Here is a 21745-nt window from a genome sequence, read left to right on the forward strand (position 1 = left end):
CGTCCGATTTTAACGTCAGAGTTTGGCTTTTACCGCCGGCAACGCCTCCTGGCCGTCCAGGGTTTTCACCCCCTCCAGCCACTGGTCCAGGACCGCCGGGTTGGCCTTGATCCACGTCTTCGCCGCCTGCGCATTGCTGACCTTGTTGTTCGCCACGTCAGCCATGATGCTGTTCTCCATGGCCTGGGTAAAACTCAGGTTGGTCAGCAGTTTGCCGACATTGGGGCACGCTTGTGCGTAACCCTTGCGAGTCAAGGTATAGACGCTGCCGGTGGCACCAAAGTACTGCTCGCCGCCCTTGAGGTAGCGCATTTTCAGTTGCACGTTCATCGGGTGCGGGGTCCAGCCGAGAAAGGTGATGAAACGCTGTTTCTTCACCGCTCGCGAGACCTCTGCGAGCATCGCCTGTTCGCTGGACTCGATCAGCTTCCACTGCCCCAGGTCGAAATCATTTTTCTTGATGATCTCCTGCAACGAGATATTGGCTGGTGCGCCGGAGCCGATGCCGTAGATCTTCTTGTCGAACTTGTCGGCAAATGTGTTCAGGTCGGCAAAGTCATGCACCCCGGCGTCCCACACATAGTCCGGCACGGCGAGGGTGAACTCGGTGCCCTCCAGGTTCTTCGCCAGTTGCACCACATCGCCGTTGGCCACGAACTTGTCGTAGAAGCCCTGCTGCGCCGGCATCCAGTTGCCGAGGAAGACATCCACCTGGCCGTCCTTGAGCCCGCCGAAGGTAATCGGCACCGCCAGGGTGTCGACCTTGGGTTGATAGCCCATGCCCGTCAGCAGGAAACTGGTGATAGCGTTGGTGGCGGCAATATCGCTCCAGCCTGGATCGGCCATCTTTACCGTTTCGCAGCGAGTGTCTGCGTACACCTGGGCGCTGCTGAGCACCACCAAACTCAGTACCACGGTCAACTTTTGCATGGCCTTCCCTCTGTCTACTTATTGGTTTTGGCAGGGTTGTGGAAAACGTGCTTTGCGCTCCAGGTCATCAAGGTCGATATGGTTGCGCATGTACTGCTGACTGGCGTCTACCAGTGGCTGGTGATCCCAGCTCTTGAGCTTGCCTTGGGTCAGCGCTTCAAACACCAGGCGGCGACGGCGTTGGCTGGCGAGCACCTGTTGATGGATCGCCGGGATGTCCCATTTAGCCCGCGCTTCACGCAAGAACGCCTCGAACAATGGCCGATGTTCAGCTGACTGGCTGAGGTTTTCCTGCTCGCTCGGGTCGTTATGCACATCGAACAATAGGCAAGGATCGTCCTCGCTGTAGATGAATTTGTAGGCGCCCCGGCGAATCATCATCAATGGGCTGACGGTGCCTTCGGCCATGTATTCGCCAAACACTTCGTCATGCCCGCCCTGCCCCTGCAAGTGCGCGACCAGCGAGCGGCCGTCCAGCGGCAAGTGCGGATCCAGTTCGCCGCCGGCCAATTCCACCAGGGTCGGCAACAAGTCGGCGGTCGACACGGCCTGGGCGACGCGGCCAGCGGCGAACTGCCCCGGCGCACTGATCAGCAGCGGCACGCGGGCGGCCATTTCAAACCAGTGCATTTTGTACCAGAGGCCGCGCTCACCAAGCATGTCGCCGTGGTCGCCAGAGAAAATGATCAGGGTGTCGTCGGCCAGGCCGGTGTCTTCCAGGGTCTGCAGCAGCTTGCCGACGTTGCTGTCGATGTAGCTGCAGGCACCGAAGTAGGCGCGGCGGGCGTCGCGAATTTTATCCACAGGCAACGGTTTGTCCCACAAGTCATAAACCTTGAGCAGCCGCTGGGAATGCGGGTCGAGGTCGGCCTGGGGCGGCATCGCGGGCATTGGGATCTCGGTGTCGGCGTAGAGGTCCCAGAACGGCTTGGGAATGGTGTAAGGGTCGTGGGGATGAGTCATCGACACGGTCAGGCAGAACGGCTGGTCGCCCGGCTCGCGGATGTGGTCGAACAGATATTGCTGGGCCTTGAACACCACCTCTTCGTCGAAATCCAGCTGGTTGGTGCGTACACACGGACCGGCTTGCAGCACCGAGGACATGTTGTGATACCAGGTAGGGCGTACGTCTGGCTCATCCCAGTTCACCGCCCAGCCGTAGTCGGCGGGATAGATGTCGCTGGTCAGGCGTTCCTCATAGCCGTGCAACTGGTCGGGGCCGCAGAAGTGCATCTTGCCCGACAGTGCGGTGCGGTAGCCCAGGCGGCGCAAGTAGTGGGCATAGGTCGGCACGTCGGCGGGGAAATCGGCGGCGTTGTCGTAGGCGCCGATCTTGCTCGGCAACTGGCCGCTGACCAAGGTGAAGCGCGATGGTGCGCACAACGGGCTGTTGCAATAGGCGGCTTCGAACACCACGCCTTGTGCCGCCAGGCGGCTGAGGTTGGGCAGCTTGATCGGGGAAGGCCCGTAGAACGGCAGCATCGGCGCGGCCATCTGATCGGCCATGATGAAAAGAATGTTCTTGCGCTTCATGGTTTCTCGGCATTCCATAGGCAGTGTTTATGCCAATGAGCATGCGGTCCTTAAATTATGGGGTAAAGCCCATGCGCAGCAATGACTAGGATAAGTTGAGCTTATGTATGAAGCGCTGGGTGACCTCTCTCTCGATTTGCTGCGCGCCTTTGAGGCGGCGGCGCGTCATCGCAGTTTCACCGCGGCTGCGATGGAGCTGGGTACCACCCAACCGGCGGTCAGCCAGCAAATCAAACGCCTTGAAGAGCAACTGGCGATCCGCCTGTTTGATCGCATTTACCGCGGCATCGAACTGACCGACGCCGGTGCCCTGCTGTTCGAGCATGTGCAAGGCGGCCTGCAGAACATCAATCAGGGCCTCGGCGCCATCACTCAACAAAGCCAGCATGAAGTGCTGCAAGTCGCCACCGACTTTGCCTTCGCCGCCTATTGGCTGATGCCACGCCTGCATCGCTTTCACCAGGCCAACCCGCAGGTGGATGTCAGCCTGGTCACCAGTGAGCGCAACCACGCCACGCTGCGCAGCGATATTGATGTGGCGGTGCTGTTTGGCGATGGCCGTTTCAAGCAGGGCGAAAGCCTGTGGTTGTTCAATGAGGAAGTGTTCCCGGTGTGCAGCCCGCAGTGGCTCAAGGAGCAGGTCGCGCCCCTGACGGTGCAGACCTTGCAAGACTGCCCGTTGCTGCACCTGCGCCAGGAAAACAACAGCCAGTGGTTCGACTGGAATGGCGTGTTCCGTGAATTGGGTATCACGGCTGCGCCGACCCCTGGGCAATTGCGCTTTGACAACTACACCTTGCTGATCCAGGCCGCGATTGCCGGCCAGGGCGTCGCCATCGGCTGGCGCCACCTGGTGGATAACCTGCTGGAGCAGAATTGGCTGTGCCGGCCGATCAGCTCCACGGTGATCTCGCGCTTGGGCTATTACGTGGTGCAGCCCCAGCGCAAACGCCGTGGGCAGTTGGTGGACCGATTTGTCGAGTGGCTGGTGGCGGAACAGGCCAGCAGTGCGCAGTCGTTGACCGGGCTGGCCCTGCCGTCGATTGCGGTCTAGGATCGGCGCACAGTGGAACCGGAGTCTGCCATGCAACGTATCAAGGGCTACCACGCCCATATCTACTTCGATGCCAGCACGATCGAGCAGGCGCGCACGCTCTGTGAAGACGCCGCCAAGTTGTTCCCGCTGCGCATGGGCCGCGTGCACGAGCGGCCCGTGGGCCCGCACCCGGATTGGAGTTGCCAGTTGGCGTTCGAGCCGGAATATATCGGCGTGGTGTTGCCGTGGCTGGCGCTGCATCGCAATGGTCTGGTGGTGTTCCTGCACCCTGAAACCGGTGACGAGCTCAAGGACCACACCGATTACGCCATCTGGATGGGTGCGATGCGCGAACTGGACCTGTCTATTTTTTAGCCTTCCTACCCGATAATCCCGCGTCTTTCCCTAAGTAAAAACAGGATGAGTTGTAGGATTAATCTTGTCTTGTCTCATTATATGGGATTGATATTTATATATTGAGATATTCCGCGCCCTAGGTTTATATTCGCCCATCTGCTTTTTTCAGCACCCACTCATTTCAGGTGAAGCGATGCAGGCGCAATTGATCGCGCTCGATTGGGGGACCAGCTCCCTTCGTGCTTACAAACTCGGCCCCGCGGGGGTTGTGCTGGAACAGCGCTCGCAAGCCTGGGGCATCATGCATTTGCCCACAGAGCCCCGGGAAATAGCCGGTGTGCTGTGCACTGACGGCTTTGAACTGGCGTTCGATAGCGCCTGTGGCGATTGGCTTGATGCCCAGCCCGAGCTGCCGGTGATCGCTTGCGGCATGGTCGGCAGCGCACAGGGTTGGAGCGAGGCGGCCTATCGCAGCACGCCCGTGGATGTCGCCAGTCTCGGCCAGGCATTGCATGGCATACGCAGCCTGCGTGGGGTGCAGGTGCATATCGTGCCGGGGGTGATCGAGCAAGTGGGTCTGCCCAATGTCATGCGTGGCGAAGAAACCCAAGTGCTCGGCGTACTGCAAGGGCTAGGGCCCCAGGTGTTGATCGGCCTGCCCGGCAGCCATTCCAAGTGGGTCGAGGTGGTGGAAGGCCGCATTACCCATTTCGATACCTTCATGACTGGCGAAGTGTTTGCGGTGTTGAGCAAGCACAGCATCCTGGGGCGTACCCAACAAGCAAGCGAGCAGTTCCAGGCCGAGGCGTTTGATCGAGGCGTGCGCGTGGCGCTGTCCAACGATGGTCAGCGTGGCGTACTTTCGACCCTGTTCAGTGCCCGTACCCTTGGGCTGACCGCGCAGCTGGCGCCCGACCAGCAACCCGATTACCTGTCTGGCCTGCTCATCGGCCATGAGCTCGCCGGCTTGCCAGATTCGGCCAAACATCAGCCGATCATCCTGGTCGGCGCTGCTGCACTTTGCGCCCGCTATCAACGCGCCCTCGCCCTTTGCGGATTTGCCCACGTCAGCCTGGCGCAAGAAGCCACCGAGCGTGGCCTGTGGCAACTGGCGCAAGCCGCCGGGCTCATTCGACCTGTACTGGAGGCCTGACATGCTCAAGCAAGCACTCGCACAAAACGGTTTGATCGCCATCCTGCGCGGCCTACGCCCCGACGAAGCCCAGGCGGTCGGCCAAGTGCTGTACGACGCGGGGTTTCGCGTGATCGAAGTGCCGCTCAACTCGCCAGACCCTTACACCAGCATCCGCATCCTGCGCGACAGCTTGCCCGCCGATTGCCTGATCGGTGCCGGCACGGTGTTGACGCCTGAGCAGGTCGAACAGGTCAAGGCCGCCGGAGGCCAGGTGATCGTCATGCCCCACAGCGATGCCAAGGTGCTGCGTGCCGCTAAAGCGGCGGGCCTGTACTTGTCGCCTGGGGTAGCCACGCCTACGGAGGCCTTTGCCGCACTGGCCGAAGGCGCCGATGTGTTGAAGCTGTTCCCGGCCGAGCAGATGGGCCCTTCAGTGATCAAGGCATGGCTGGCGGTATTGCCGGCGGGCACATTGCTGCTGCCGGTGGGCGGCATCACCCCGGACAACATGCAGGTGTTTACCGACGCCGGCGCCAAGGGCTTCGGATTGGGTTCCGGGCTGTTCAAGCCGGGCATGACAGTGGATCAGGTTGCGAGCCGTGCCCAGGCTTATGTCGCCGCCTGGAAAGCCCTCGGCTGAGAGCATATTCCGCGCCCACAGGCGCTGCATCTATAAGAGAGACAAGAGATGAAAATTACCAAACTGACGACCTTTATCGTTCCGCCGCGCTGGTGCTTCCTCAAGGTCGAAACCGACCAGGGTGTGACCGGCTGGGGCGAGCCGGTGGTCGAGGGCCGCGCTCACACGGTGGCCGCCGCTGTGGAAGAACTGTCCGACTACCTGATCGGCAAAGACCCACGCAATATCGAAGATATCTGGACCGTGCTCTATCGCGGCGGCTTCTACCGAGGCGGCGCGGTGCACATGAGCGCCCTCGCCGGTATCGACCAAGCGTTGTGGGACATCAAGGGCAAAGCCCTCGGTGTGTCGGTCAGCGATCTGCTGGGCGGCCAGGTGCGTGACAAGATTCGCGTGTACTCATGGATCGGCGGTGACCGCCCCGCCGACACCGCCCGTGCTGCCAAAGAGGCCGTAGCGCGTGGCTTCACGGCGGTAAAAATGAACGGCACCGAAGAATTGCAGTTCGTCGACAGCTTCGAAAAAGTCGACCTGGCCCTGGCCAACGTCGCTGCCGTGCGCGATGCGGTCGGCCCTAACGTGGGTATCGGCGTCGACTTCCATGGCCGCGTGCACAAGCCGATGGCCAAGGTGCTGATGAAAGAGCTCGACCCATACAAACTGATGTTCATTGAAGAGCCCGTGCTGAGCGAAAACTACGAAGCGCTGAAAGAACTGGCGCCGCTGACCAGTACGCCGATCGCCCTGGGCGAGCGCCTGTTCTCGCGCTGGGATTTCAAGCGGGTGCTCAGCGAAGGCTACGTCGACATCATTCAGCCGGACGCCTCCCACGCCGGTGGGATTACCGAAACCCGCAAGATCGCCAACATGGCCGAAGCCTACGACGTGGCCCTGGCCCTGCACTGCCCGCTGGGCCCGATTGCCTTGGCGGCATGCCTGCAATTGGATGCGGTTTGCTACAACGCGTTTATCCAGGAGCAGAGCCTGGGTATTCACTACAACGAAAGCAACGATCTGCTCGACTATGTGCGTGATCCAGGCGTATTCGACTATGACCAGGGCTTTGTGAAGATCCCCAACGGCCCGGGGTTGGGCATTGAGATCAACGAGGAGTATGTGGTTGAGCGCGCGGCCATCGGCCATCGCTGGCGCAATCCGATCTGGCGCCATGCCGATGGCAGCTTTGCCGAGTGGTGATTTCCACTTGATTGAAACGCGCTAAAAATGTGGGAGCTGGCTTGCCTGCGATGGCGGTGGGCCAGTCACTGCAGTGGTGCCAGTCATGCCGCCATCGCAGGCAAGCCAGCTCCCACATTGAGCGCGTTCCTTCCTCAACAAATATAAAAAGAGGCACCCCCCATGCACCCTGAATCCCTCACCGGGCAGGCTTCTTTAGTCACGCCCAGCAGAAAGCGCTTTTTCATCATGGTGCTGCTGTTCATCACCGTGGTCATCAACTATCTCGACCGTAGCAACCTGTCGATTGCCGCGCCCGCGCTGACCAGCGAGCTGGGGATCGACCCGGTGCAAGTCGGGCTGATTTTCTCTGCCTTCGGCTGGACGTACGCGGCCATGCAAATCCCGGGTGGCTGGCTGGTAGATCGAGTGCCGCCGCGCATTCTCTACACGGCCGCCCTGCTGCTGTGGTCGATTGCCACCGTGATGCTCGGTTTCGCCGCCAGCTTTATCGCGCTGTTTGTGCTGCGCATGGCCGTGGGCGCGTTGGAGGCACCGGCCTATCCCATCAACAGCCGTGTGGTCACCACCTGGTTTCCCGAGCGTGAGCGCGCCACGGCTATCGGCGTCTATACCTCCGGGCAATTCGTCGGCCTGGCGTTCCTCACCCCGGTGTTGGCGTGGCTGCAGCACCAGTACGGCTGGCACATGGTGTTTGTGGTAACCGGTGGCATCGGCATCCTGTGGGGGGCGATCTGGTATGCGGTGTATCGCGAGCCCAAGGATTTCAAAGGCGTCAACGAAGCCGAAGTCCAACTGATCCGCGACGGTGGCGGGCTGGTGGACATACAGGCTAAAACCGTCAAGGCACCCTTCAGTTGGACCGACCTCGGCATCGTGCTGAGCAAGCGCAAGCTGTGGGGCATCTACCTGGGCCAGTTTTGCCTGAACTCCACGCTGTGGTTCTTCCTGACCTGGTTCCCGACGTACCTGGTGAAATATCGCGGCATGGACTTTATCCAGTCTGGCTTGCTGGCCTCCTTGCCGTTCCTGGCCGCGTTTGTGGGCGTGCTGTGTTCGGGGGTGTTTTCCGATTGGCTGATTCGGCGTGGGGCGTCAGTGGGCTTTGCGCGCAAGTTACCGATCATCAGCGGGCTGCTGATTTCCACGGCGATCATCGGGGCCAACTACGTGGAATCGACGGGGTGGGTCATCGCGTTTCTGGCGGTGGCGTTTTTCGGCAATGGCCTGGCGTCGATCACCTGGTCGTTGGTGTCGACCTTGGCGCCTGCCCGTCTGCTGGGGCTGACCGGCGGGGTGTTCAACTTCATTGGCAACCTGGCGGCGATTGCCACACCTATCGTGATTGGCTTTCTGGCCAGTGGCTCATCGTTTGCGCCGGCCATCACCTATATCGCGGTCTTGGCGTTGCTCGGTGCGCTTTCCTACATATTGCTGGTCGGCAAAGTCGAGCGGATCGAGCTGTAAAAAGGGCGACCTTCGGGTCGCCTTTTTTTGTTCTACGGCACCGACATCTCGTTGCGAAATATATTGTGCGGGTCCCAGCGCTGCTTGGTACGGCGCAAGCGGCTTTCGATCATCAGATCGGGAAAGAAGATTTTGTACCACTGGGGGTTTTTGCCGTTGGCCGGGTTACCTCCTTTGTAAGTCATGTCGAGGTCGGGATAATTGATGTAGCAGCCTTCGAACGCATCGTTGAGCGGCACGCCTTGAGCGTCGGCAAACGCGTTGAAGTACAGCCCCCGGATCCAGTCAGCATGGACTTGGTCCGCAGCGGCGCTGTCGCCGTGCCAGTAACATTGGGGTTGCCACTTGAGGAAGGACGAACGCTGGGCGGCCGACGACTCCTTGCGTACGGGCGCACTGGCGGCGTTGATCTGGCCGCCGAAGGACTGGATCTGGATCAGGCTTTGTGTCAGGTGGTTGTCTGGGTCTGGCCAGGTCAAGGCCCGCCAGATGGCCTCTAATACGTGAGGGCTGAATCCACCTTTCTGATAGGCCGATTTGTAGCGCCCACGCTGATTGTCTCCCGAACCATTCAATGTTTGCTGGCACGCCAGCCAATCCAGGCGCCGCGCCGCAGCCTGGGCGGATGACACTGAGTCGATGGGGCGCCCGCCGGCTGTGCCAGGCGGCAAATGGACCACATGAAACGGCACCAGCGACTCGGTGGCAGGTAAGCCGATGGCCGTGAGCATCTTGTCGACAAAATCATCGAAGGGCGCAAGGTCGTTCAGCTCACCCTCCTTGTCCACATAATGGATGCCCAGGGTGATATTGCCTGTGTGCTCGTGGCGCATTTCCAGTTTGGTCGCCAGGCCCCAGGTGTCCGGGTTGTTCTGATGGCTGGCAAACCATAGCTGGTAAGCCGCCAGCAGATTGTTCAGTGCATCCTGGGTCAGTACTGACCAATCCCATTCCAACACCAGCCACAGTACTTCTTTGGGGGCCGGTGGCAGGTCTTCGAAGTAATAGCTGGTGATAATGCCGAATTGCCCACCCCCCGCACCGCAGCACGCGGCGAACAGGTCCAATTCGTCCTGTTGCGTGCTGTCCCGGCTGACATGGCGCGGTTCGAGCCCTTTGCCTTGGCTGTCAGGCACCAGGATATCGACCCCGCTGAGCCAGTCACACACCAGTCCATACTTGCGCGACAGCAGCCCGTAGCCGCCACCACAAATGTGCCCGCCCAGGCCCACTGAGTAACATGACCCGCCGGGCAGGGTCTTGTTGGCTTGCTTGTACAACGTGCTATAGCTGTCCCAGGCCTGGCTGCCGGCCTCGAGGCGAAAGCGGTAGCGAAAGGGCTGCGTGGGATTCAGCTCGGAACCGATCTGGCCGCTGGCATCGTAGACCACTCGGTTCAGCGCGCTGATATCCAGGATCGATAGCACCTCATGCGGGCTGTCGGGCATCTTGTTGGCGACAAACCCTTCGTAGCAATGACCGCCGCTGCGTACGGTGATGCGCCCATTGGGCAGGGTCAATGCCTGGGCGGCGGCGTCCATGATGTCTTGCGGGCTGCGGCACAGGTAAATCAGATTGGCGCCCTTGTTCGACGACTGGCCCTGCACGTTTCCCAAGGGCCAGCGCAGGTTGAAGCCTTTTTGTAGGGCTGAGTGACGACGGTCTGAAACCGTGACGAGATCAAATGCCATGATGTACTCCTTAAAGAGACAAGAATGACTTCTGATGCGGCTAACTTAACGACCGAGGGGCAAGGACTGCAGGGCTTGCGAAGGTGGTTAGACGGCAAAGGGCACGAAGTGCGATAAAAAAGGAGGTGGGCGACATGCCCACCTCCTTTGAAGCCTAGCGTATGAGCTGCGGTTGTTGCGCCGTGCAGTTTACTTGCGTGCGTTGCGAACACCTTCCGACAGCGCCGCGCACAGGGTCAATACGCCATCAATGGCTTGCTGGTCGTTCTTGGCCGTGGCGATGTGATCGATCAGCGCCGAACCCACTACCACCCCGTCTGCCAGGCGTGCGATGGCCGCTGCCTGGTCCGGTGTGCGGATACCAAAGCCGATGCTGATCGGCAGGTCGGTATGACGGCGCAGGCGGGTCACGGCTTCTTCGACGTGTTCCAGAGTGGCGGCGCCCGCCCCGGTAACACCGGCGACCGACACGTAATACACAAACCCGGAGCTGCCATTGAGCACAGTAGGCAGGCGCACATCATCGGTGGTCGGCGTGGTCAGGCGGATAAAGTCGATGCCTGCGGCCTGGGCCGGGTCGCACAGCTCGCCGTTGTGCTCGGGGGGCATGTCCACCACGATCAGGCCGTCGACGCCAGCTGCCTTGGCATCGGCAATGAACTGCGACACGCCATATTTATGGATCGGGTTGAAATAGCCCATCAACACCAGCGGCGTGTCGTTGTTGTCCTGGCGGAACTCGCGAACCATCTGCAGGGTTTTCAACAGGTTCTGTTTGGCGGCCAGCGCGCGGATATTGGCCAGTTGAATGGCCGGGCCGTCGGCCATCGGGTCGGTGAAGGGCATGCCCAGTTCGATCACGTCGGCGCCAGCGGCCGGCAAGCCCTTGAGGATCGCCAGCGAGGTGTCATAGCCGGGGTCGCCAGCGGTGACGAAGGTCACCAGGGCGGCGCGGTTTTGTTCTTTAAGTTGCGCAAAGCGCGTTTGCAGGCGGCTCATCAGTGTTTCTCCTGCTTGGACTGTTCCATATGGTGCATCACGGTCTGCATGTCTTTGTCGCCACGGCCCGAGAGATTGACCACCATCAGATGATCCTTGGGCAAGTTTGGCGCGCGCTTGAATACTTCAGCCAGGGCGTGGGCGCTTTCCAGGGCAGGAATGATCCCTTCCAGGCGGCAGCATTTGTGGAAGGCTTCCAGGGCTTCGTCGTCCGTTACCGAGGTGTATTGGACGCGGCCAATGTCATGCAACCAGGCGTGTTCCGGGCCGATGCCGGGGTAGTCCAGGCCTGCGGAAATCGAGTGGGCGTCGATGATCTGGCCGTCGTCGTCCTGCAGCAGGAAGGTGCGATTGCCGTGCAGCACGCCCGGGACGCCGCCGTTGAGGCTGGCGGCGTGCTTGCCGGTTTCGATGCCATGGCCTGCGGCTTCAACGCCGATGATCTCGACGCTGGTGTCATCCAGGAACGGGTGGAACAGGCCCATGGCGTTGGAACCGCCGCCGATGCACGCCACCAGGCTGTCCGGCAGGCGGCCTTCCTGGGCTTGCAGCTGGGTGCGGGTTTCCTTGCCGATCACGGCCTGGAAGTCGCGCACCATCGCCGGGTATGGGTGTGGGCCGGCCACGGTGCCGATCAGGTAGAAGGTGCTGTCGACGTTGGTGACCCAGTCGCGCAGGGCTTCGTTCATGGCGTCTTTGAGGGTGCCGGTGCCGGCGACCACGGGGATGACCTCGGCGCCCAGCAGCTTCATGCGAAACACGTTGGCCTGCTGGCGCTCGATGTCGGTGGTGCCCATGTAGATCACGCATTGCAGGCCAAAGCGCGCCGCCACAGTTGCGGTGGCCACGCCGTGCATGCCGGCGCCGGTCTCGGCGATGATGCGTTTCTTGCCCATGCGCCGGGCCAGCAGGATCTGGCCGATGCAGTTGTTGATCTTGTGCGCGCCGGTGTGGTTGAGCTCTTCGCGCTTGAGGTAGATCTTGGCGCCGCCGCAGAACTCGGTGAGGCGTTCGGCAAAGTACAGCGGGCTTGGGCGTCCGACATAATCGCGCTGAAAGTAGGCCAATTCTTCGTTAAACGCCGGATCTACCTTCGCCGCTTCGTATTCACGGGCCAAGTCGAGAATCAACGGCATCAGGGTTTCAGCGACGTAGCGGCCGCCGAACGCACCGAACAGGCCGTTGGCGTCGGGGCCGTTGCGTAGATCGGTCTGGGACTGAGTCATGGGACGCTCCAGGAAAAATGTGTTTAAAGGCAATGACGGTCACTCTACTCGTGACGCCTTGGCCTGAAAACCGATAAGATCGCCGTAACCTGTCAGGAAAACTCACAGATGAGCCGCAACCTCCCTCCCCTCAATGCCCTGCGCGCTTTTGAAGCCACTGCTCGCCTTAACAGCGTCAGCCAGGCTGCACAGCTATTGCACGTGACCCACGGTGCGGTCAGCCGGCAGTTGAAAGTACTGGAGGAGCATTTGGGCGTGAGCCTGTTCGTCAAGGATGGACGCGGCCTTAAACTCACAGATGCTGGCGTCAGGCTACGAGATGCCAGCAGCGAGGCTTTTGAGCGGTTGCGCGACGTGTGCGCCGAACTCACCCAACGCGGCGCTGATGCGCCCTTCGTTCTTGGCTGTTCAGGCAGCTTGCTGGCGCGTTGGTTTATCCCTCGGCTGGGGCGGTTGAATGCCGACTTGCCGGATTTACGCCTGCACCTGTCGGCGGGCGAAGGCGATCTGGACCCGCGCCGTCCGGGGCTGGATGCCCTGCTGGTATTCGCTGAGCCGCCTTGGCCGGCGGACATGCAAGTGTATGAATTGGCCAGCGAGCGTATCGGCCCGGTCTTGAGCCCCCGCTTCGCCGGTTTTGAACACCTGCGTCAGGCCCCAGCGTCGGAACTGCTGGAGCAACCCTTGCTTCACACCACGTCAAGGCCGCAAGCCTGGCCCAGTTGGGCACGGCAACACGGCATCGAACCCGGTGCGCTGAAGCTCGGCCAGGGGTTTGAGCATTTGTATTATTTACTGGAAGCGGCGGTTGCCGGCTTGGGAGTGGCAATTGCGCCAGAACCGCTGGTGGCAGAGGACCTGCGAGCGGGTCGCCTGGTGGCGCCGTGGGGGTTCAGTGAAACCCCGGCGCACCTGGCGTTGTGGCTACCCAAGCGCGCCGCAGACGGGCGCGCCGGGCAGTTGGCGCAATGGCTCAAGGCTGAGCTGTTGCGTCAACCGGTGTAACCGGTCAATCAGTCACCGCGCTTGCACAGCAGGTAAGCCGCCAGCAGGCCCAGCGCGCCCACGGCGACGCCAGCGGTCGTCCATGGGTGCTCTTGTGCGTAGTCACGGGTGGCAGCGCTGGTTTCGCGGATTTTGACTTTGCTTTCTTCGTAGGCGTCGCTGATCAGATGGCGAGAGTGCTTGAGCGCGTTCTCGGCATTGCTCTTCAAGGCCTTCAGCGTTTTGCGCGACTCATCGGACGCGTCGTCCTTGAGGCTCTCCAGAGATTTGAGCAGGCTCGAAATCTCGGCTTCCATGCTTTCCAGCGACGCTTTGCGTAAAGAAGTGTTGGCCATGTGGACATCTCCTGAAGTGATTGAGTGGCGTGTGTAGATACCGACTGCGCCGGTTTCAGAAAGTGCAGTAATTCTGAACTTTCGCCTCCCAACGGTCGCCTGAAGCAGTACGCACATTCGCTGCTAGTCTTGATTGACGACCTAAAGGAGAAACGCCATGAGTGATCATCACACGTACAAGAAAGTCGAACTGGTAGGCTCTTCCACCACCAGCATCGAAGACGCGATCAACAATGCCCTGGCCGAAGCCAACAAGAGCATCAAGCATCTGGAATGGTTTGAGGTGACCGAAACCCGTGGTCACATCAAGGATGGCAAGGCTGCACACTTCCAGGTCACGCTCAAAGTGGGATTCCGCATTGCCAGTAGTTGATCGGCAGAGTTGAACTTTGCCCGCTGGCCGATTGCCATAACCTGCGCTACAAACAACGGGTGCCGACGCGATGAGCGTCGGCACGCTCTTTTTGATCAGCGCAAGGAAAGTAACGGATGAAGAAGTTTCTGTTAGCGGTAGGGTTGTTGAGCATTGCGGGTACCGCTATGGCGGCGGGCAAGCCTTGTGAAGAGCTGAAAAGCGAAATCGCAGCGAAAATCGACGCCAAGGGTGCTTCGGGGTATTCGCTGGAAGTGGTGGACAAAGGTGCTACGCCAAGTGACCACACAGTAGTGGGCACCTGCGAAGGTGGCACCAAGGAAATTGCCTACAAGCGCGGTTAATCTCGTGTTGTGGACATAAAAACCGACGCAAGTGCGTCGGTTTTTTTCGCTTGGATTTCAGCCCTTCATCACTTGTGCGAGCAGCTCGTAGGAATGAATCCGGTCGGCGTGCTCATACAGGTCACTGGTAAAAATCAGCTCATCAGCGCCGGTCTGCTCGATCAACACCTCCAGCTTGCCGCGAATCTTCGCCGGGCTGCCCACCATGGCCAGGCCGAGGAAGCTGCCCACCGCGTCTTTTTCGTGAGGCAACCACAGGCCGTCCATGGTTTTTACTGGGGGGCGCTGCACCAGGCTCTGGCCGCGCATCAACGCGAGAATACGCTGGTACACCGAGGTGGCCAGGTAATCGGCCTGCTCATCGGTGTCCGCGGCCACCAGCGGAATGCCGAGCATCACGTAGGGCTTGTCCAGCACCGCCGAAGGCTTGAAGTGATTGCGGTACACGCGAATTGCTTCGTGCATCAGGCGCGGCGCGAAATGGGAGGCGAAGGCGTAAGGCAAGCCACGCTCACCGGCCAATTGAGCGCTGAACAGGCTTGAACCCAGCAGCCACACTGGCACATTGGTGCCGGTCCCCGGTACCGCGATAACCCGTTGGTCGGGCGTACGCGGGCCCAAGTAGGCCATCAGCTCGGCCACATCTTCGGGGAAGTCATCGGCACTGCCGGAGCGTTCACGGCGTAGGGCGCGGGCGGTCATCTGGTCGGAACCGGGGGCGCGCCCCAGGCCCAGGTCGATACGGCCAGGGTAGAGGCTTTCCAGGGTGCCGAACTGCTCGGCGATCACCAGTGGCGCGTGGTTAGGCAGCATCACCCCGCCGGAACCCACGCGAATGGTCGAGGTGCCGCCTGCCAGGTAACCGAGCAGTACCGAGGTAGCCGAACTGGCGATACCGTCCATATTGTGGTGCTCGGCTACCCAGAAACGGTGGTAACCGAACTTCTCCACATGCTGGGCCAGGTCCAGGGAATTACGCAGGGACTGCGCCGGGTTGCCGTCGGCGCGCACGGGCACGAGGTCAAGGGTCGAGAATTTTACGTCGGACAGCGATTTCATAAGCCTGCTTCTCCAATTGGGCGCACAGGCTTTTTTAAACGAGCCAAAACCTGCCGCTGCATGTGCATACCCTATGCAATGAGGGCATATACCCGAGATTCAATAGTAACCGCCAAATTTCCTACTTAATCACTAGGTTTTTCTTACAAGTGAACTTTGCCGCGGCGTCTATCCTCAGAACCCTTACCGACGCAAAACCACCGTTCGAGGAGAAAGCTATGAGTATCGTTAAAAAGGCATCCGCGCATTGGGAAGGTGACCTGAAGACTGGCCTGGGCTCCATTTCCACCGAAACCGGCGTGCTGCGCGAAGCGCCCTACGGCTTCAAGGCCCGCTTCGAGGGCGGCAAGGGTACCAACCCTGAAGAATTGATCGGCGCGGCTCACGCCGGCTGTTTCTCCATGGCGTTTTCCATGATTCTTGGCGACGCCGGGCTCAAGGCTGACAGTATCGACACCCAGGCCGAAGTGACCCTGGACCAGGTCGAGGGCGGCTTTGCGATTACAGCAGTGCATCTGATCCTGAAGGCCAAAATTCCAGGCGCGAGCCAGGCGCAGTTCGATGAACTGAGCAAAAAGGCCAAGGAAGGGTGCCCGGTGTCCAAGGTGCTGAATGCAACCATCACCTTGGATGCCACGCTGGTCAACTGACACAGCAGTCATCTTATGTGGGAGCGGGCTTGCTCGCGAATGCGGTGGATCAGCCGATATCTTCGGTGCCTGATACTGCGTATTCGCGAGCAAGCCCGCTCTCACATTTTTGGTGCTGCGTTAAATTAGAACTCGTGTTTGCAAAATGTGGTCGAATAGCCCATGCAGCCTAGGCGCACACTCGTGCGCAGCGCATTCAGGGAGCTCCACACATGAAACGTTTTGCCTTGGCAATCATCTGCGGTGTATTGGCCACTTCGGCCGTGGCCGCGCCAAAAGATTGTGAAGAGCTCAGGAAAGAAATCGAAGTGAAGATCCAGGCCAAGGCGATTCCGTCCTACACCCTGGAAATCATCACCGCCGAAGAAGCCAAGAACCATGACGAAGCCATGATTGTTGGTTCTTGCGAAAACGGCACCAAGCGCATCATCTACCAAAAGAACAACGACTGATTCAGATGCAGTTCACGCTGCGCTCTTCGGCCAATAACTGGCGGGTTGAGTCGTACAGCCGGATGTTGGGCGTGAACGCCAGTGATCGCCCTTCCAGCACATAGTGCTGGCCGGCCTGAAAGTGGTCGTACTGCAGCGTCATGAAGCAGGTGCGATACATCATCTGGCTGAGGCCACCCAGGCCGCCGCCGGCGGGCACTTCAAAGTCAAAGCGCACCATCAGCTCGTGAGGGCCGGGAGGCATTTGAAAAAAGCGCCCGTCGTCGAGGTTTTTCCCGTCCAGGCGCTGAGCCATCACCAACTTGGAACCCGGTGTCGGCGTGGTGAAATCCACCCAGGCCTGCTGCGGGTCCACAGGGGGGATGGGGGTATAGGCGCAAGCGCTGAGGAACACAGCGGCGAGGGGAAGCACAAGCTGGCGCATGGCAGGTACTCAACACGAAGAGAGGCTTGAGTATAAACACGCCATGCCGTGGAAAAATCCCCTGCAAGCGCGATAGTCTGGCGAACCCATCATCCAGGAGCAGTCAGGGCATGATCAGGCGTTTTCTTCCAGGGCTGATGGTTGTGCTGCTCAGCGGCTGCTCCAGTGTCAGTTATTACAGCCAGTTGGCGAGTGGCCAGTGGCAGCTGTTGCGGGCCCGGGAGCCGGTTGCCGAGGTCATCGCCGACCCTGCTCGCCCGCCAGTGCTGCGCGAGCATCTGGCTCAATCGCAGAGAGCCCGAACCTTTGCCAGTGAACAACTGCATCTGCCTGACAACCAAAGTTATCGGCTGTATGCCGATATCGGCCGGCCCTATGTGGTCTGGAATGTCTTTGCCACGCAGGAATTTTCTCTGTCACCACAGAACCATTGCTTTCCCATCGCCGGTTGCGTCGCCTATCGCGGCTACTACAACCAAGGCGCTGCGCGGGGCGAGGCGGCGCTGTTGCGGCAGCAGGGCATGGATGTGTCGATTGGTGGCGTGGAGGCCTATTCCACCCTGGGCTGGTTCAACGACCCGATCATGAGTTCGATGATGAGCTGGGGCGATGAGCGCCTCGCCACGCTGATCTTCCATGAGCTGGCCCACCAGCGCTTCTACGTGAAAGACGACACCGAGTTCAACGAGTCCTATGCCAGTTTTGTCGAGCAGGAAGGCACCCGACAATGGCGTGCGGCGCGGGGCCTGGCGCCTGTCGGCGATGCGGCGTTGAAGCAACGCGATCAATTTATCCGGCTGATTCTCGATACCCGCAAACGTCTGGAGGCGTTGTACGCGCAGCCGTTGGCGGCGGACGCGATGCGCCGGGCCAAAGCGGCGCAATTCGAGCAGTTGCGCAGCGAATACCGGCACCTGCGCGATAGCCAATGGGGTGGTGACAAGCGTTATGACGCCTGGATCAACCAGCCGATGAATAACGCGCGGCTTTTGCCGTTTGGGTTGTATGACCAATGGGTGCCGGCGTTTGCGGCGTTGTTTGCGCGGGAAGGCGGGGATTGGGTGAGGTTTTATGCGGCGGTGGAGAAGTTGGGTGAGCTGCCGGTGGAGCAGCGTAAGGCGGCGTTGAGGCAGTTGGAGAGGGTTGGCCGTTAGGGCCTTATCGCAGGCAAGCCAGCTCCCACAATTGACCGATTTTCAACATGAGAATGCGGTCAACTGTGGGAGCTGGCTTGCCTGCGAAAGCGGTCTCAAGGACGCTGCAAAAACGCCTGATGCATCTGGTCCAACGTCTCGAAATGCCAGGTCGGCGCCTCGGCATTCAGCTCTTCAAAACTACCAAACCCATACCCCACGGCGACCGAATCCAGACCATTACTGCGTGCCCCGATCAGGTCATGCTTGCGATCACCGATCATCAAGGTGGTGGCCGGGTCCAGTCGTTCCTCACGCATCAAATGCGCGATCAATTCCACCTTGTTGGTACGCGTGCCGTCCAACTCGCTGCCGTAGATCACCTTGAAGTGCTTGGCAAAGTCGAAATGCCGCGCAATCTCGCGGGCAAATTCCCACGGTTTGGAGGTGGCGATGTACAGCTGGCGCCCTTGGCTGTTCAACTCTTCCAACAACGGCATGACCCCGTCGAACACGCGGTTTTCATACAGTCCGGTAACCTTGAAGCGCTCGCGGTAGAAATTCACCGCCTCCCATGCCTTGGCCTCGTCGAAGGCGTAAAACTGCATGAACGCCTGCAACAAGGGCGGGCCGATGAAGTGTTCGAGCTTGGTCAGGTCGGGCTCATCAATGCCCAGCTTGGCCAGGGCGTACTGGATCGAACGCGTGATGCCCTCGCGCGGGTCGGTGAGGGTGCCGTCCAGGTCGAACAGGACGGTGGGGTGATGCAGGGTCATTGATCGAATCCTTCGGCCAGGTGCAGGTCTTTGAGCTTCACGTAGTTCGCCGCGCTGTAGGTGAAAAAGGCGCGCTCTTTGTCAGTCAATGCGCGAACCTGCTTAACCGGGCTGCCCACATACAAAAAACCGCTGTCGAGTTTCTTGCCTGGCGGCACCAGGCTGCCGGCCCCGATGATCACGTCGTCTTCAACCACGGCGCCATCCATCACGATACTGCCCATGCCGATCAGGACGCGGCTACCCACGGTGCAGCCATGCAGCATGACCTTATGGGCGATGGTCACATCGTCGCCGATCAGCAACGGGTAACCCTGCGGATTGAACGGCCCGGCATGGGTGATGTGCAGCACGCAGCCGTCTTGCACGCTGGTGCGCGCACCGATGCGGATGCGGTGCATGTCGCCGCGAATCACGGTCAGCGGCCAAACCGAGCTGTCAGTGCCGATTTCGACATCGCCGATCACCACCGCCGAAATATCGACAAACGCCCCGGCGCCGAGGGTCGGCGTGTGGTTCTGATAGGTGCGAAGGGTCACGATAGCCTCTCTCTGTTGTGCTGATAGCTGCGGTGGGTGTTGATTGTAATTAAGATGGCCCCATCTTTGTTCTACATGTTTCTTCAGCCAAGGTGCCCACCGTGAGCGCGAACAACCCGCTTTTGCAGTCCTACGACCTGCCGCCGTTCTCGGCGATCCGTGCCGAGCACGTCCAGCCGGCCATCGAACAGATCCTCGCCGACAACCGCGTGGCAATCGCAGAGATCCTGCAAAGCCAGGGTAAAAATCCGACGTGGGCCGGCCTGGTCCTGGCCATGGATGAACTCAATGATCGCCTCGGCGCGGCCTGGAGCCCGGTCAGCCATCTCAATGCCGTGTGCAACAGCGCCGAACTGCGCGAAGCCTACGAGGCGTGCCTGCCGGCCTTGAGCGCTTACTCCACCGAAATGGGCCAGAACCGTGAGCTGTTCCAGGCCTTCGAAGCCCTGGCCAACAGCCCGGAAGCTGCCGGTTTCGATGTGGCACAAAAAACCATTCTGGAGCACTCCCTGCGTGACTTCCGCCTGTCGGGTATCGACTTGCCGCCGGAGCAGCAAAAACGCTACGCCGAGGTACAGAGCAAGCTATCCGAGCTGGGCAGCAAATTCTCCAACCAGTTGCTGGACGCCACCCAGGCCTGGACCAAACACGTCACCGATGAAGCCACCCTCGCCGGCCTGACCGATTCGGCCAAGGCGCAAATGGCCGCCGCCGCTCAGGCCAAGGGCCTCGACGGCTGGCTGATCACCTTGGAATTCCCCAGCTACTACGCCGTCATGACCTACGCCCAGGACCGTGCCCTGCGTGAAGAGGTGTACGCCGCCTACTGCACCCGTGCCTCGGACCAAGGCCCGAATGCCGGTCAGAACGATAACGGCCCGGTGATGGAACAGATCCTCGACCTGCGTCAGGAACTGGCCCAATTGCTGGGTTATGCGTCGTTCTCCGAGCTGAGCCTGGCCACCAAGATGGCCGAGTCCAGCGACCAGGTGCTCAGCTTCCTGCGTGACCTGGCCAAGCGCAGCAAGCCGTTTGCCGCCCAGGACCTGCAGCAACTCAAGGCCTATGCCGCCGAGCAAGGCTGCGCCGATCTGCAAAGCTGGGACAGCGGTTTCTACGGCGAAAAACTGCGTGAGCAGCGCTACAGCGTGTCCCAGGAAGCGCTACGCGCCTACTTCCCCATCGACAAAGTGCTGGGCGGCCTGTTTGCCATTGTGCAGCGCCTGTACGGCATCGAGATCGCCGAGCTTAAAGGCTTCGACACCTGGCACCCGGATGTGCGCTTGTTCGAGATCAAGGAGAACGGCGAGCACGTCGGACGTTTCTTCTTCGACCTGTACGCCCGCGCCAACAAGCGTGGCGGTGCCTGGATGGATGGCGCCCGTGACCGCCGCCGTACCGTTGATGGCGTGTTGCAAAGCCCCGTCGCCAACCTGGTGTGCAACTTCACTCCGGCCGACAGCGGCAAGCCTGCCTTGCTGACCCACGATGAAGTCACCACCCTGTTCCACGAATTCGGCCATGGCCTGCATCACCTGCTCACCCGCGTGGAACATGCCGGCGTATCCGGTATCAACGGTGTGGCGTGGGACGCGGTGGAACTGCCGAGCCAATTCATGGAGAACTGGTGCTGGGAGCCTGAAGGCCTGGCGCTGATCTCCGGCCACTACGAAACCGGCGAGCCCCTGCCCCAGGACTTGCTGGAGAAAATGCTCGCGGCGAAAAATTTCCAGTCCGGCCTGATGATGGTGCGTCAGCTGGAGTTCTCACTGTTCGACTTTGAACTGCACGCCACCCATGGCGATGGTCGCAGTGTGGCCCAGGTGCTTGAAGGCGTGCGCGATGAAGTCTCGGTCATGCGCCCACCGGCCTACAACCGCTTCCCCAACAGCTTCGCTCACATCTTCGCCGGCGGTTATGCGGCGGGCTACTACAGCTACAAGTGGGCCGAAGTGCTGTCGGCGGATGCGTTCTCCAAGTTTGAGGAAGACGGCGTGCTCAACGCCCAGACCGGGCGTGCCTTCCGTGAAGCCATCCTGGCGCGTGGCGGTTCCCAGGCACCGATGGTGCTGTTCGTCGACTTCCGCGGACGCGCGCCGTCGATTGACGCACTCTTGCGCCACAGCGGCCTGAGTGAGGACGCAGCAGCATGAGTGAAGGGCCTGTGATCACCAAAAAGCAATTTATCGCCGGGGCGGTCTGCCCGGCGTGCAGCGAGCCGGACAAGTTGAAGATGTGGACCGAAAACAGCGTGCCGCACCGCGAATGCGTGGCCTGCGGGTATACCGATACGCTGAATGATCAAGGCCTGTCGGTGCCCAAGGAATTGGGCACTAGGGTCAATACCACCGCGTTGAAAGCGCCGGCGGATCCTAAAGTGCAGGCAGTGCAGTTCTTCCCGAACCCGAAGCTGAAAAAAGACTAAAACCGCACTCACTGTAGGA

At 60.4% G+C, this 21745-nt stretch carries 24 protein-coding genes; 14 read left to right on the forward strand and 10 right to left on the reverse strand.

What is annotated here, in order from left to right:
• Nucleotides 1-15 precede the first annotated feature (15 nt).
• A complete protein-coding gene (gene choX, locus AB9N64_RS17820; RefSeq protein ID WP_014716297.1) occupies nucleotides 16-930 on the reverse strand; it encodes a choline ABC transporter substrate-binding protein in 915 nt (304 codons plus the stop codon).
• An 18-nt stretch (nucleotides 931-948) separates the two neighbouring features.
• The gene (gene betC / locus AB9N64_RS17825; RefSeq protein ID WP_236466485.1) at nucleotides 949-2463 is read right to left on the reverse strand and encodes a choline-sulfatase; all 1515 of its coding nucleotides are present in this window, start codon (nucleotides 2461-2463) and stop codon (nucleotides 949-951) included.
• Between the two features lie 103 nt (nucleotides 2464-2566).
• On the opposite strand from betC, the gene AB9N64_RS17830 reads away from it, so the two are divergent.
• The 6 genes from AB9N64_RS17830 (at nucleotide 2567) to AB9N64_RS17855 (ending at nucleotide 8295) form a co-directional block, all read left to right on the forward strand.
• Nucleotides 2567-3517 (forward strand): LysR family transcriptional regulator, encoded by a 951-nt coding sequence (locus AB9N64_RS17830; RefSeq protein WP_323556003.1) that lies wholly within the window; start codon nucleotides 2567-2569, stop codon nucleotides 3515-3517.
• Between the two features lie 30 nt (nucleotides 3518-3547).
• Nucleotides 3548-3874: a DOPA 4,5-dioxygenase family protein gene (locus AB9N64_RS17835; RefSeq protein ID WP_102665861.1), complete on the forward strand. Its 327-nt coding sequence runs from the start codon at nucleotides 3548-3550 to the stop codon at nucleotides 3872-3874.
• Nucleotides 3875-4049: 175 nt separating this feature from the next.
• Nucleotides 4050-5009, forward strand: a complete 960-nt coding sequence (locus AB9N64_RS17840; RefSeq protein WP_014716301.1) for a 2-dehydro-3-deoxygalactonokinase — start codon at nucleotides 4050-4052, stop codon at nucleotides 5007-5009.
• A gap of 1 nt (nucleotide 5010) precedes the next feature.
• Complete coding sequence (locus tag AB9N64_RS17845; protein WP_014716302.1) at nucleotides 5011-5631, forward strand: 2-dehydro-3-deoxy-6-phosphogalactonate aldolase; 621 nt, start codon at nucleotides 5011-5013, stop codon at nucleotides 5629-5631.
• A gap of 48 nt (nucleotides 5632-5679) precedes the next feature.
• Nucleotides 5680-6828, forward strand: coding sequence for a galactonate dehydratase (gene dgoD, locus AB9N64_RS17850; RefSeq protein WP_003187297.1), 1149 nt, complete (start codon nucleotides 5680-5682; stop codon nucleotides 6826-6828).
• Nucleotides 6829-6990: 162 nt separating this feature from the next.
• Nucleotides 6991-8295, forward strand: coding sequence for an MFS transporter (locus AB9N64_RS17855; protein ID WP_014716303.1), 1305 nt, complete (start codon nucleotides 6991-6993; stop codon nucleotides 8293-8295).
• A 32-nt stretch (nucleotides 8296-8327) separates the two neighbouring features.
• Here the strand turns inward: AB9N64_RS17855 and AB9N64_RS17860 are convergent, their stop codons facing one another.
• The 3 genes from AB9N64_RS17860 to trpB all read right to left on the reverse strand — a co-directional run bounded on the left by AB9N64_RS17860 (nucleotide 8328) and on the right by trpB (nucleotide 12211).
• Nucleotides 8328-9986 (reverse strand): BBE domain-containing protein, encoded by a 1659-nt coding sequence (locus AB9N64_RS17860; protein ID WP_168224392.1) that lies wholly within the window; start codon nucleotides 9984-9986, stop codon nucleotides 8328-8330.
• Nucleotides 9987-10175: 189 nt separating this feature from the next.
• Nucleotides 10176-10985: a tryptophan synthase subunit alpha gene (gene trpA, locus AB9N64_RS17865; protein ID WP_014716305.1), complete on the reverse strand. Its 810-nt coding sequence runs from the start codon at nucleotides 10983-10985 to the stop codon at nucleotides 10176-10178.
• Nucleotides 10985-12211: a tryptophan synthase subunit beta gene (trpB, locus tag AB9N64_RS17870; RefSeq protein WP_014716306.1), complete on the reverse strand. Its 1227-nt coding sequence runs from the start codon at nucleotides 12209-12211 to the stop codon at nucleotides 10985-10987. Before trpB ends, trpA begins: the two co-directional genes overlap by 1 nt.
• 108 nt (nucleotides 12212-12319) lie before the next feature.
• Here trpB and AB9N64_RS17875 point away from each other — a divergent pair, with 108 nt between their 5' ends.
• A complete protein-coding gene (locus AB9N64_RS17875; RefSeq protein ID WP_014716307.1) occupies nucleotides 12320-13216 on the forward strand; it encodes a LysR family transcriptional regulator in 897 nt (298 codons plus the stop codon).
• 8 nt (nucleotides 13217-13224) lie between these two features.
• Here the strand turns inward: AB9N64_RS17875 and AB9N64_RS17880 are convergent, their stop codons facing one another.
• On the reverse strand, nucleotides 13225-13551 hold the full coding sequence (locus tag AB9N64_RS17880) for a YqjD family protein (protein WP_003187304.1): 327 nt from the start codon (nucleotides 13549-13551) through the stop codon (nucleotides 13225-13227).
• Nucleotides 13552-13708: 157 nt separating this feature from the next.
• On the opposite strand from AB9N64_RS17880, the gene AB9N64_RS17885 reads away from it, so the two are divergent.
• The gene (locus AB9N64_RS17885; protein ID WP_005783406.1) at nucleotides 13709-13924 is read left to right on the forward strand and encodes a dodecin; all 216 of its coding nucleotides are present in this window, start codon (nucleotides 13709-13711) and stop codon (nucleotides 13922-13924) included.
• Between the two features lie 116 nt (nucleotides 13925-14040).
• Nucleotides 14041-14268, forward strand: a complete 228-nt coding sequence (locus tag AB9N64_RS17890) for a DUF1161 domain-containing protein (RefSeq protein WP_014716308.1) — start codon at nucleotides 14041-14043, stop codon at nucleotides 14266-14268.
• Between the two features lie 57 nt (nucleotides 14269-14325).
• Here the strand turns inward: AB9N64_RS17890 and AB9N64_RS17895 are convergent, their stop codons facing one another.
• Nucleotides 14326-15327, reverse strand: coding sequence for an LLM class flavin-dependent oxidoreductase (locus tag AB9N64_RS17895; RefSeq protein ID WP_014716309.1), 1002 nt, complete (start codon nucleotides 15325-15327; stop codon nucleotides 14326-14328).
• Between the two features lie 218 nt (nucleotides 15328-15545).
• Here AB9N64_RS17895 and AB9N64_RS17900 point away from each other — a divergent pair, with 218 nt between their 5' ends.
• Both AB9N64_RS17900 and AB9N64_RS17905 read left to right on the forward strand, forming a co-directional pair.
• Entirely contained in the window at nucleotides 15546-15977 is a 432-nt protein-coding gene (locus AB9N64_RS17900; RefSeq protein WP_003187311.1) for an OsmC family protein, read from the forward strand.
• A 212-nt stretch (nucleotides 15978-16189) separates the two neighbouring features.
• Entirely contained in the window at nucleotides 16190-16429 is a 240-nt protein-coding gene (locus AB9N64_RS17905) for a DUF1161 domain-containing protein (RefSeq protein WP_003187312.1), read from the forward strand.
• A gap of 1 nt (nucleotide 16430) precedes the next feature.
• On the opposite strand, the gene AB9N64_RS17910 is transcribed toward AB9N64_RS17905, so the two are convergent.
• On the reverse strand, nucleotides 16431-16853 hold the full coding sequence (locus AB9N64_RS17910; RefSeq protein WP_014716310.1) for a hypothetical protein: 423 nt from the start codon (nucleotides 16851-16853) through the stop codon (nucleotides 16431-16433).
• Between the two features lie 110 nt (nucleotides 16854-16963).
• Here AB9N64_RS17910 and AB9N64_RS17915 point away from each other — a divergent pair, with 110 nt between their 5' ends.
• A complete protein-coding gene (locus tag AB9N64_RS17915; protein ID WP_014716311.1) occupies nucleotides 16964-18007 on the forward strand; it encodes an aminopeptidase in 1044 nt (347 codons plus the stop codon).
• Between the two features lie 95 nt (nucleotides 18008-18102).
• Here the strand turns inward: AB9N64_RS17915 and AB9N64_RS17920 are convergent, their stop codons facing one another.
• Nucleotides 18103-18762, reverse strand: coding sequence for an HAD family hydrolase (locus AB9N64_RS17920; protein WP_014716312.1), 660 nt, complete (start codon nucleotides 18760-18762; stop codon nucleotides 18103-18105).
• On the reverse strand, nucleotides 18759-19301 hold the full coding sequence (locus AB9N64_RS17925) for a gamma carbonic anhydrase family protein (RefSeq protein WP_003187318.1): 543 nt from the start codon (nucleotides 19299-19301) through the stop codon (nucleotides 18759-18761). Before AB9N64_RS17925 ends, AB9N64_RS17920 begins: the two co-directional genes overlap by 4 nt.
• 101 nt (nucleotides 19302-19402) lie before the next feature.
• On the opposite strand from AB9N64_RS17925, the gene prlC reads away from it, so the two are divergent.
• Both prlC and AB9N64_RS17935 read left to right on the forward strand, forming a co-directional pair.
• Nucleotides 19403-21454, forward strand: coding sequence for an oligopeptidase A (gene prlC / locus AB9N64_RS17930; RefSeq protein ID WP_014716314.1), 2052 nt, complete (start codon nucleotides 19403-19405; stop codon nucleotides 21452-21454).
• Nucleotides 21451-21726, forward strand: coding sequence for a YheV family putative zinc ribbon protein (locus tag AB9N64_RS17935; RefSeq protein ID WP_014716315.1), 276 nt, complete (start codon nucleotides 21451-21453; stop codon nucleotides 21724-21726). The genes prlC and AB9N64_RS17935 overlap by 4 nt, the downstream gene beginning before the upstream one ends.
• Nucleotides 21727-21745: the final 19 nt, after the last annotated feature.

This window comes from Pseudomonas sp. KT_2_4 (assembly GCF_041410225.1).
GTDB classification, from domain to species: domain Bacteria; phylum Pseudomonadota; class Gammaproteobacteria; order Pseudomonadales; family Pseudomonadaceae; genus Aquipseudomonas; species Aquipseudomonas paracarnis.

What these genes read in the sequence shown, in the direction of transcription:
- choX (WP_014716297.1), bottom strand. Translation starts at nt 930, where the DNA reads ATGCAAAAGTTGACCGTGGTACTGAGTTTGGTGGTGCTCAGCAGCGCC.
- betC (WP_236466485.1), bottom strand. Translation starts at nt 2,463, where the DNA reads ATGAAGCGCAAGAACATTCTTTTCATCATGGCCGATCAGATGGCCGCG.
- AB9N64_RS17830 (WP_323556003.1), top strand. Translation starts at nt 2,567, where the DNA reads ATGTATGAAGCGCTGGGTGACCTCTCTCTCGATTTGCTGCGCGCCTTT.
- AB9N64_RS17835 (WP_102665861.1), top strand. Translation starts at nt 3,548, where the DNA reads ATGCAACGTATCAAGGGCTACCACGCCCATATCTACTTCGATGCCAGC.
- AB9N64_RS17840 (WP_014716301.1), top strand. Translation starts at nt 4,050, where the DNA reads ATGCAGGCGCAATTGATCGCGCTCGATTGGGGGACCAGCTCCCTTCGT.
- AB9N64_RS17845 (WP_014716302.1), top strand. Translation starts at nt 5,011, where the DNA reads ATGCTCAAGCAAGCACTCGCACAAAACGGTTTGATCGCCATCCTGCGC.
- dgoD (WP_003187297.1), top strand. Translation starts at nt 5,680, where the DNA reads ATGAAAATTACCAAACTGACGACCTTTATCGTTCCGCCGCGCTGGTGC.
- AB9N64_RS17855 (WP_014716303.1), top strand. Translation starts at nt 6,991, where the DNA reads ATGCACCCTGAATCCCTCACCGGGCAGGCTTCTTTAGTCACGCCCAGC.
- AB9N64_RS17860 (WP_168224392.1), bottom strand. Translation starts at nt 9,986, where the DNA reads ATGGCATTTGATCTCGTCACGGTTTCAGACCGTCGTCACTCAGCCCTA.
- trpA (WP_014716305.1), bottom strand. Translation starts at nt 10,985, where the DNA reads ATGAGCCGCCTGCAAACGCGCTTTGCGCAACTTAAAGAACAAAACCGC.
- trpB (WP_014716306.1), bottom strand. Translation starts at nt 12,211, where the DNA reads ATGACTCAGTCCCAGACCGATCTACGCAACGGCCCCGACGCCAACGGC.
- AB9N64_RS17875 (WP_014716307.1), top strand. Translation starts at nt 12,320, where the DNA reads ATGAGCCGCAACCTCCCTCCCCTCAATGCCCTGCGCGCTTTTGAAGCC.
- AB9N64_RS17880 (WP_003187304.1), bottom strand. Translation starts at nt 13,551, where the DNA reads ATGGCCAACACTTCTTTACGCAAAGCGTCGCTGGAAAGCATGGAAGCC.
- AB9N64_RS17885 (WP_005783406.1), top strand. Translation starts at nt 13,709, where the DNA reads ATGAGTGATCATCACACGTACAAGAAAGTCGAACTGGTAGGCTCTTCC.
- AB9N64_RS17890 (WP_014716308.1), top strand. Translation starts at nt 14,041, where the DNA reads ATGAAGAAGTTTCTGTTAGCGGTAGGGTTGTTGAGCATTGCGGGTACC.
- AB9N64_RS17895 (WP_014716309.1), bottom strand. Translation starts at nt 15,327, where the DNA reads ATGAAATCGCTGTCCGACGTAAAATTCTCGACCCTTGACCTCGTGCCC.
- AB9N64_RS17900 (WP_003187311.1), top strand. Translation starts at nt 15,546, where the DNA reads ATGAGTATCGTTAAAAAGGCATCCGCGCATTGGGAAGGTGACCTGAAG.
- AB9N64_RS17905 (WP_003187312.1), top strand. Translation starts at nt 16,190, where the DNA reads ATGAAACGTTTTGCCTTGGCAATCATCTGCGGTGTATTGGCCACTTCG.
- AB9N64_RS17910 (WP_014716310.1), bottom strand. Translation starts at nt 16,853, where the DNA reads ATGCGCCAGCTTGTGCTTCCCCTCGCCGCTGTGTTCCTCAGCGCTTGC.
- AB9N64_RS17915 (WP_014716311.1), top strand. Translation starts at nt 16,964, where the DNA reads ATGATCAGGCGTTTTCTTCCAGGGCTGATGGTTGTGCTGCTCAGCGGC.
- AB9N64_RS17920 (WP_014716312.1), bottom strand. Translation starts at nt 18,762, where the DNA reads ATGACCCTGCATCACCCCACCGTCCTGTTCGACCTGGACGGCACCCTC.
- AB9N64_RS17935 (WP_014716315.1), top strand. Translation starts at nt 21,451, where the DNA reads ATGAGTGAAGGGCCTGTGATCACCAAAAAGCAATTTATCGCCGGGGCG.